The sequence below is a fragment of the Pseudomonas sp. genome (assembly GCF_049300855.1).
Lineage (GTDB): Bacteria > Pseudomonadota > Gammaproteobacteria > Pseudomonadales > Pseudomonadaceae > Aquipseudomonas.
Genome location: NZ_JBAQKH010000027.1, coordinates 228,270 through 235,371, shown reverse-complemented (window position 1 = coordinate 235,371; position 7,102 = coordinate 228,270). Strand labels below are relative to the sequence as shown.

General features: G+C 54.0%; 15 protein-coding genes and 1 pseudogene. All 16 read left to right on the top strand.

The window, feature by feature from the left end:
• A pseudogene (locus WA225_RS14055) lies at positions 1-182 on the top strand (elongation factor Tu); the annotation flags it as partial.
• A gap of 157 nt (positions 183-339) precedes the next feature.
• Positions 340-651: a 30S ribosomal protein S10 gene (gene rpsJ / locus WA225_RS14050; protein WP_003186070.1), complete on the top strand. Its 312-nt coding sequence runs from the start codon at positions 340-342 to the stop codon at positions 649-651.
• A gap of 80 nt (positions 652-731) precedes the next feature.
• Entirely contained in the window at positions 732-1,367 is a 636-nt protein-coding gene (rplC, locus tag WA225_RS14045) for a 50S ribosomal protein L3 (RefSeq protein ID WP_003228738.1), read from the top strand.
• Between the two features lie 12 nt (positions 1,368-1,379).
• Positions 1,380-1,982, top strand: a complete 603-nt coding sequence (gene rplD / locus WA225_RS14040; RefSeq protein ID WP_007918468.1) for a 50S ribosomal protein L4 — start codon at positions 1,380-1,382, stop codon at positions 1,980-1,982.
• A complete protein-coding gene (gene rplW, locus WA225_RS14035) occupies positions 1,979-2,278 on the top strand; it encodes a 50S ribosomal protein L23 (protein ID WP_002555488.1) in 300 nt (99 codons plus the stop codon). Before rplD ends, rplW begins: the two co-directional genes overlap by 4 nt.
• Positions 2,279-2,292: 14 nt before the next feature.
• On the top strand, positions 2,293-3,117 hold the full coding sequence (rplB, locus tag WA225_RS14030; protein ID WP_003228734.1) for a 50S ribosomal protein L2: 825 nt from the start codon (positions 2,293-2,295) through the stop codon (positions 3,115-3,117).
• 16 nt (positions 3,118-3,133) lie between these two features.
• The gene (rpsS, locus tag WA225_RS14025; protein ID WP_003228731.1) at positions 3,134-3,409 is read left to right on the top strand and encodes a 30S ribosomal protein S19; all 276 of its coding nucleotides are present in this window, start codon (positions 3,134-3,136) and stop codon (positions 3,407-3,409) included.
• Between the two features lie 11 nt (positions 3,410-3,420).
• Positions 3,421-3,753: a 50S ribosomal protein L22 gene (gene rplV / locus WA225_RS14020; protein WP_003103908.1), complete on the top strand. Its 333-nt coding sequence runs from the start codon at positions 3,421-3,423 to the stop codon at positions 3,751-3,753.
• Between the two features lie 13 nt (positions 3,754-3,766).
• Positions 3,767-4,453: a 30S ribosomal protein S3 gene (rpsC, locus tag WA225_RS14015; protein WP_003176422.1), complete on the top strand. Its 687-nt coding sequence runs from the start codon at positions 3,767-3,769 to the stop codon at positions 4,451-4,453.
• Between the two features lie 12 nt (positions 4,454-4,465).
• A complete protein-coding gene (rplP, locus tag WA225_RS14010) occupies positions 4,466-4,879 on the top strand; it encodes a 50S ribosomal protein L16 (RefSeq protein ID WP_007896757.1) in 414 nt (137 codons plus the stop codon).
• Positions 4,879-5,070, top strand: coding sequence for a 50S ribosomal protein L29 (rpmC, locus tag WA225_RS14005; RefSeq protein WP_002555481.1), 192 nt, complete (start codon positions 4,879-4,881; stop codon positions 5,068-5,070). The genes rplP and rpmC overlap by 1 nt, the downstream gene beginning before the upstream one ends.
• Before the next feature lie 2 nt (positions 5,071-5,072).
• Positions 5,073-5,339 (top strand): 30S ribosomal protein S17, encoded by a 267-nt coding sequence (gene rpsQ, locus WA225_RS14000; RefSeq protein ID WP_003176419.1) that lies wholly within the window; start codon positions 5,073-5,075, stop codon positions 5,337-5,339.
• Between the two features lie 23 nt (positions 5,340-5,362).
• A complete protein-coding gene (gene rplN / locus WA225_RS13995) occupies positions 5,363-5,731 on the top strand; it encodes a 50S ribosomal protein L14 (RefSeq protein ID WP_002555479.1) in 369 nt (122 codons plus the stop codon).
• Between the two features lie 11 nt (positions 5,732-5,742).
• Positions 5,743-6,057: a 50S ribosomal protein L24 gene (rplX, locus tag WA225_RS13990; protein ID WP_003176416.1), complete on the top strand. Its 315-nt coding sequence runs from the start codon at positions 5,743-5,745 to the stop codon at positions 6,055-6,057.
• 20 nt (positions 6,058-6,077) lie between these two features.
• A complete protein-coding gene (gene rplE / locus WA225_RS13985) occupies positions 6,078-6,617 on the top strand; it encodes a 50S ribosomal protein L5 (protein ID WP_003176415.1) in 540 nt (179 codons plus the stop codon).
• Positions 6,618-6,630: 13 nt separating this feature from the next.
• Positions 6,631-6,936: a 30S ribosomal protein S14 gene (rpsN, locus tag WA225_RS13980; protein ID WP_007918460.1), complete on the top strand. Its 306-nt coding sequence runs from the start codon at positions 6,631-6,633 to the stop codon at positions 6,934-6,936.
• Positions 6,937-7,102: the final 166 nt, after the last annotated feature.

The window sequence follows — 7,102 nt, the reverse complement described above, 5'->3', positions numbered from 1 at the left end:
CTACTGACGTGACTGGTAACTGCGAGCTGCCAGAAGGCGTTGAAATGGTAATGCCAGGTGACAACATTCAGATGACTGTTACCCTGATCAAAACCATCGCGATGGAAGACGGTCTGCGTTTCGCTATTCGTGAAGGCGGTCGTACCGTCGGCGCTGGCGTCGTAGCCAAAATCATCGAGTAATCTCTTTTATAGAGTCTGCTTGATGGATTGAAAAAGCCCCCGCTCAGCGGGGGCTTTTTTATTGGGTTGACACCTATCTGGGGCGTCTATAGAATTGCGCCTCCTTTTAACGGGCGTATTGCGCTCGGTGGGAATAGCAGCCGGAGTCTGAAATCCAATGCAAAATCAGCAAATCCGTATCAGGTTGAAGGCTTTTGACCATCGCCTGATCGACCAATCAACCCAGGAAATCGTGGAAACCGCGAAACGTACTGGTGCTCAAGTGCGTGGTCCAATTCCACTGCCTACCCGTAAAGAGCGGTTCACCGTTCTGGTTTCTCCGCACGTCAACAAAGACGCGCGCGACCAGTACGAAATCCGCACTCATAAGCGCGTTCTGGACATCGTCCAGCCAACGGATAAAACCGTTGATGCACTTATGAAGCTTGATCTTGCGGCCGGTGTGGAAGTGCAGATCAGCCTCGGCTAAGACTCGGTCTTAGTCGTGTAACGCTCTGAAATGGGCGGCCATAGCGGGTGAAAGCCCCGTACACTCATGAGGTTTACAACATGACTATTGGTGTAGTCGGTCGTAAATGCGGTATGACCCGTATTTTCACCGAAGAAGGTGTCTCCATTCCGGTCACGGTCATTGAGATCGAACCGAATCGCGTCACCCAGTTCAAAACTGAAGAGACCGATGGCTATCGTGCAGTGCAAGTCACTGTCGGCGAGCGTCGTGCTTCGCGCGTAACAGCAGCTCAGGCTGGCCACTTCGCCAAGGCGAACGTAGCCGCTGGTCGCACCACCATGGAATTCCGCCTTGAAGAAGGCGAGTACCAGGCTGGCGATCTGATCAACGCTGAAATCTTCGCCGCTGGTCAACTGGTTGATGTAACCGGTCAGTCCAAGGGTAAAGGCTTCCAGGGTACGATCAAGCGTTGGAATTTCCGCGGGCAAGATAACACCCACGGTAACTCCGTATCCCACCGCGTCCCAGGCTCTATCGGCCAGTGCCAGACTCCTGGTCGTGTATTCAAGGGCAAAAAAATGTCCGGTCATATGGGCGCTGAGCGCGTGACCGTGCAGTCCCTGGAAGTAGTGCGCGTGGACGCTGAACGCAATCTGTTGTTGGTCAAGGGTGCTGTTCCTGGCGCTACTGGCGGCAACCTGGTTGTACGTCCAGCAGCCAAGGCTCGCGGTTAAGGGGAAGCTGACATGCAATTAAATGTAAATGACGCTCAAGCGATCGAAGTTTCCGAACTGACGTTTGGCGGCGAGTTCAACGAGACGCTGGTTCACCAAGCAGTCGTGGCCTACATGGCCGGCGGCCGTCAAGGTACCAAGCAGCAAAAGACCCGTTCCGACGTTCGTGGTGGCGGTAAGCGCCCATGGCGTCAGAAAGGTACTGGCCGTGCTCGTGCCGGTACTATCCGTAGCCCAATCTGGCGTGGCGGCGGTACCACTTTCGCAGCTCGTCCACAGGATCACTCCCAAAAGCTGAACAAGAAGATGTATCGCGCAGCAATGCGTTCCATCCTTGCTGAGCTGGTGCGTACTGATCGTCTGGTCGTGGTTCAGGATTTCGCTGTTGAAACTCCAAAAACCAAAGATCTGCTGGGCAAGCTGAACAACATGAGCCTGACCGATGTTCTCATCGTGTCGGACGCTGTTGATCAGAACCTGTACCTGGCTGCTCGTAACCTGCCGCACGTAGATGTACGTGACGTTCAAGGTTCCGATCCAGTTAGTCTGATCGCATACGACAAGGTGTTGATCACCGTGTCGGCCGTGAAGAAATTCGAGGAGCTGCTGGGATGAACCAGGAACGCGTATTTAAAGTTCTGCTTGGCCCGCACGTTTCCGAGAAGGCTACGGTTCTGGCAGACAAGAAAGGCCAGTTCGTTTTCAAGGTTGCTACTGACGCAACCAAGCTGGAAATCAAGAAGGCCGTCGAAAGCCTGTTCAGCGTGAAAGTAGAGCGCGTCACTACCCTGAATGTTCTGGGTAAGAGCAAGCGCACTGCTCGCGGTCTGGGCAAGCGTAATGACTGGAAGAAGGCAGTTATCTCCCTTCAGCCAGGCCAAGATCTCGATTTCAGCAGCAGTGCTGAGTAAGGAAGGGGTGCATCATGGCAATCGTTAAATGCAAACCGACTTCCCCTGGCCGCCGTTTTGTGGTCAAGGTGGTCAACCAGGAGCTGCATAAAGGCGCTCCTCACGCACCGCTGCTCGAGAAAAAATCGAAGACTGGTGGTCGTAACAACAATGGCCGTATTACCACGCGTCACATCGGTGGTGGTCATAAGCAGCATTATCGTATGGTCGATTTCCGTCGCAACGACAAAGATGGCATCGTCGCCACTGTCGAGCGTATCGAATACGATCCAAACCGTACTGCTCACATCGCACTGCTCTGCTACGCAGACGGCGAGCGCCGCTACATCATCGCCCCTAAAGGCGTGAGTGCTGGCGACCAGCTGATCGCAGGCGCTCTGGCTCCAATCAAGCCAGGCAACGCTCTGCAACTGCGCAACATTCCAGTCGGTTCTACCGTACACGGCATCGAACTGAAGCCAGGTAAAGGCGCACAGATCGCTCGTTCCGCTGGTGCTTCGGCTCAGCTGATCGCTCGTGAAGGCGTGTACGTTACCCTGCGTCTGCGTTCCGGTGAAATGCGTAAAGTCCTGGCTGAATGCCGTGCGACCCTGGGCGAAGTCTCGAACTCCGAGCACAGCCTGCGTTCGCTGGGTAAAGCTGGTGCCAAACGCTGGCGTGGCGTTCGCCCAACCGTTCGTGGTGTTGCCATGAACCCGGTTGACCACCCGCATGGTGGTGGTGAAGGTCGTACCTCTGGTGGTCGTCATCCGGTATCGCCATGGGGCTTCCCGACTAAGGGCGCGAAGACTCGTGGTAATAAGCGTACCGACAAAATGATCGTCCGTCGTCGCAAGTAAATAGAGGGATACGACAGTGCCACGTTCTCTGAAAAAAGGTCCTTTTATTGATCTTCACCTACTGAAGAAGATCGAAGTGGCGGCGGAAAAGAACGATCGCAAACCAATTAAGACTTGGTCGCGTCGTTCGATGATCCTGCCACAGATGGTCGGTCTGACCATCGCCGTACATAACGGTCGTCAGCACGTCCCAGTTCTCGTGAACGAAGACATGGTCGGCCATAAACTGGGCGAGTTCGCCGGTACCCGCACATATCGTGGGCACGTGGCTGACAAGAAAGCCAAGCGTTAAGGGGTTAGGAAATGGAAGTAGCCGCTAAGTTGTCGGGCGCTCGAATCTCCGCCCAGAAAGCCCGCTTGGTCGCCGACCAGATCCGCGGGAAGAAGGTGGGCGAAGCGCTCAACTTGTTGGCTTTCAGCAGTAAGAAAGCCGCCGAGATCATGAAGAAAGTGCTGGAGTCGGCCGTAGCCAACGCCGAGCATAACGAAGGCGCAGACGTTGATGACCTTAAAGTCAGCACCGTTTTCGTCAACGAAGGGCGTTCGCTGAAGCGCATCATGCCACGTGCCAAAGGCCGTGCTGATCGCATCGTCAAGCGGTCTTGCCATATCACTGTCAAGGTTGCTGACAAGTAACGGAGTCGAAGAGATGGGTCAGAAAGTACATCCCATTGGCATTCGCCTGGGAATCGTCAAGGAGCACACCTCCGTCTGGTACGCAGACGGTCGGACTTATGCGGACTACTTGTTCGCAGATCTGAAAGTGCGTGAGTATCTCCAAGACAAACTAAAAAGCGCGTCCGTAAGCCGTATCGATATCCATCGTCCGGCCCAAACTGCACGTATCACCATCCACACCGCTCGTCCAGGTATCGTTATCGGGAAGAAGGGTGAAGATGTTGAGAAACTGCGTCAGGACCTGACCAAGCAAATGGGTGTGCCTGTGCACATCAATATCGAAGAGATCCGCAAGCCGGAGCTCGACGGTATGCTGGTTGCGCAGAGCGTAGCTCAGCAGCTGGAGCGTCGTGTAATGTTCCGCCGCGCTATGAAGCGCGCCGTTCAGAACGCCATGCGCATTGGTGCCAAAGGCATCAAAATCCAAGTGAGCGGTCGTCTCGGCGGTGCTGAAATCGCACGTACTGAATGGTATCGCGAAGGTCGTGTGCCATTGCACACCCTGCGTGCCGACATCGACTATGCCAACTACGAAGCTCACACCACTTACGGTGTGATCGGTGTAAAGGTTTGGATCTTCAAAGGCGAAGTAATTGGTGGTCGCCAAGAAGAGCTGAAACCACAAGCACCAGCGCCTCGTAAAAAAGCTGCTAAGTAAGGGGTACGCCAAATGTTGCAACCTAAGCGTACGAAGTTCCGCAAGCAGATGACAGGCCACAACCGTGGTCTGGCTCAGCGCGGTAGCAAAGTCAGCTTCGGCGAGTTCGCGCTGAAGTCTGTAGCTCGTGGTCGTCTCACCGCTCGTCAGATCGAGTCAGCGCGTCGTGCACTGACCCGTCACGTTAAACGTGGCGGCAAGATCTGGATCCGTGTATTCCCGGACAAGCCTATTTCCAAGAAGCCACTCGAAGTTCGGATGGGTAAAGGTAAGGGTAGTGTGGAGTACTGGGTTGCCCAGATTCAGCCAGGCAAAGTCCTGTATGAAATCGAGGGTGTTTCTGAAGAGCTGGCGCGTGAGGCTTTTGCCCTGGCTGCTGCAAAGCTGCCGCTCGCCACCGCCTTTGTTAAACGGACGGTGATGTGATGAAAGCGAATGAACTTCGTGAAAAATCCGCACAGCAGCTGAACGAGCAACTGCTCGGCTTGCTGCGCGACCAGTTCAATCTGCGTATGCAGAAAGCAACTGGCCAGTTGGGGCAGTCTCATCTGCTCTCGCAAGTTAAGCGTGACATCGCTCGCGTGAAGACTGTGCTCAACCAGCAGGCAGGTAAGTGATCATGGCTGAAGCCGAAAAAACTGTCCGTACGCTGACTGGCCGTGTTGTCAGCGACAAGATGGACAAAACCATCACCGTACTGATCGAGCGTCGCGTTAAGCACCCGATCTACGGTAAATACGTTAAGCGTTCGACTAAGCTGCACGCGCACGACGAAACCAATCAGTGCCACATCGGCGACAAAGTCACTATTCGTGAAACTCGTCCTTTGGCCAAGACCAAGTCTTGGGCGCTGGTTGATGTTCTCGAACGCGCTGTGGAAGTCTAAGGACTAGGGGTCGGAGAAATTATATGATTCAGACTCAATCCATGCTCGATGTGGCCGATAACAGCGGCGCTCGCCGCGTTATGTGCATCAAGGTGCTGGGTGGCTCCCATCGTCGTTACGCTGGTATCGGTGACATCATCAAAGTTACCGTGAAGGAAGCAATTCCTCGCGGTAAAGTGAAAAAAGGCCAAGTGATGACTGCTGTTGTAGTCCGCACTCGTCACGGCGTACGTCGTGCTGATGGCTCCATTATCCGCTTTGATGGCAACGCTGCTGTTCTTCTGAACAACAAGCAAGAGCCGATCGGCACCCGTATCTTTGGGCCAGTGACCCGTGAACTTCGTACTGAGAAGTTCATGAAGATCGTCTCGCTCGCCCCAGAAGTGCTGTAAGGAGATCCGACATGCAAAAGATTCGTCGTGACGACGAGATCATCGTGATCGCCGGCAAAGACAAAGGTAAGCGCGGTAAGGTGCTTAAGGTTCTTGCTAATAACCGTCTGGTTATTGGCGGTCTGAACCTGGTTAAGCGTCATACCAAGCCTAACCCGATGTCGGGCGTGCAAGGCGGTATCGTCGAAAAAGAAGCTCCACTGGACGCTTCTAACGTCGCCATTTTCAACGGCGAAACCAACAAGGCTGACCGCGTTGGTTTCAAAGTAGAAGACGGCAAGAAAATTCGTGTCTTCAAGTCGACCCAAAAAGCGGTTGATGCTTGAACACTGCTAGGTAGAAGACCATGGCACGACTAAAAGAGATTTACTGGAAGGAAATCGCACCGAAGCTTAAGGAAGAACTTAAGCTTTCGAACGTGATGGAAGTTCCACGCGTTACAAAGATCACCCTGAACATGGGTCTGGGCGAAGCTGTTGGTGACAAGAAAGTCATCGAGCATGCTGTTGCTGACCTGGAAAAGATCACCGGCCAAAAAGTCGTTGTGACCTACGCTCGTAAATCCATCGCTGGCTTTAAAGTCCGTGAAGGATGGCCGATCGGCGTCAAAGTGACTCTGCGCCGTGAGCGTATGTATGAATTCCTGGATCGTCTGCTGTCGATCTCCCTGCCTCGGGTTCGCGACTTCCGCGGCCTGAATGCCAAGTCCTTCGATGGTCGTGGTAACTACAGCATGGGCGTGAAAGAGCAGATCATTTTCCCGGAAATCGACTACGACAAGATCGATGCTCTCCGCGGTCTGGACATTACCCTGACCACCACTGCCAAGAACGATGATGAAGGCCGCGCTCTGCTGCGTGCTTTCAAATTCCCGTTCCGCAACTGATTGGAGTAGGAAAATGGCCAAGAAGAGCATGAAAAACCGTGAGCTGAAGCGTCAGCTCACTGTTGCCAAGTACGCCACCAAGCGTGCAGCGCTGAAAGCTATCATCGTTGATCTGAACGCAAGTCCAGAAGCGCGTTGGGAAGCTACCGTAGCTCTGCAGAAGCAACCACGTGACGCAAGCGCTGCGCGCATGCGTAACCGTTGCCGCCTGACTGGTCGTCCGCACGGCGTTTACCGCAAGTTCGGCCTTGGCCGTAACAAGCTGCGTGAAGCTGCAATGCGTGGTGACGTACCAGGTCTGGTTAAAGCCAGCTGGTAATTGCTGTCAAAGTCTCGATGGTCAGGTTTGCAAGAACCTGACCATCGGTGGCCTTGAATCTGAATCAAGCCCCTTTTGGGGCTTGATTCATTTCCGGGGTATGTCTAGAATGACCGGCTCGCCTGAGCCCGTGTTTTTCATGCCCGGAAGTTCTCGGCGACAAGTA

Coding starts and splice junctions, on each gene's coding strand:
- rplE (WP_003176415.1), top strand. CDS start 6,078: ATGGCACGACTAAAAGAGATTTACTGGAAGGAAATCGCACCGAAGCTT.
- rpsC (WP_003176422.1), top strand. CDS start 3,767: ATGGGTCAGAAAGTACATCCCATTGGCATTCGCCTGGGAATCGTCAAG.
- rplD (WP_007918468.1), top strand. CDS start 1,380: ATGCAATTAAATGTAAATGACGCTCAAGCGATCGAAGTTTCCGAACTG.
- rpmC (WP_002555481.1), top strand. CDS start 4,879: ATGAAAGCGAATGAACTTCGTGAAAAATCCGCACAGCAGCTGAACGAG.
- rpsQ (WP_003176419.1), top strand. CDS start 5,073: ATGGCTGAAGCCGAAAAAACTGTCCGTACGCTGACTGGCCGTGTTGTC.
- rplP (WP_007896757.1), top strand. CDS start 4,466: ATGTTGCAACCTAAGCGTACGAAGTTCCGCAAGCAGATGACAGGCCAC.
- rpsJ (WP_003186070.1), top strand. CDS start 340: ATGCAAAATCAGCAAATCCGTATCAGGTTGAAGGCTTTTGACCATCGC.
- rplC (WP_003228738.1), top strand. CDS start 732: ATGACTATTGGTGTAGTCGGTCGTAAATGCGGTATGACCCGTATTTTC.
- rplX (WP_003176416.1), top strand. CDS start 5,743: ATGCAAAAGATTCGTCGTGACGACGAGATCATCGTGATCGCCGGCAAA.
- rplN (WP_002555479.1), top strand. CDS start 5,363: ATGATTCAGACTCAATCCATGCTCGATGTGGCCGATAACAGCGGCGCT.
- rplW (WP_002555488.1), top strand. CDS start 1,979: ATGAACCAGGAACGCGTATTTAAAGTTCTGCTTGGCCCGCACGTTTCC.
- rplV (WP_003103908.1), top strand. CDS start 3,421: ATGGAAGTAGCCGCTAAGTTGTCGGGCGCTCGAATCTCCGCCCAGAAA.
- rplB (WP_003228734.1), top strand. CDS start 2,293: ATGGCAATCGTTAAATGCAAACCGACTTCCCCTGGCCGCCGTTTTGTG.
- rpsN (WP_007918460.1), top strand. CDS start 6,631: ATGGCCAAGAAGAGCATGAAAAACCGTGAGCTGAAGCGTCAGCTCACT.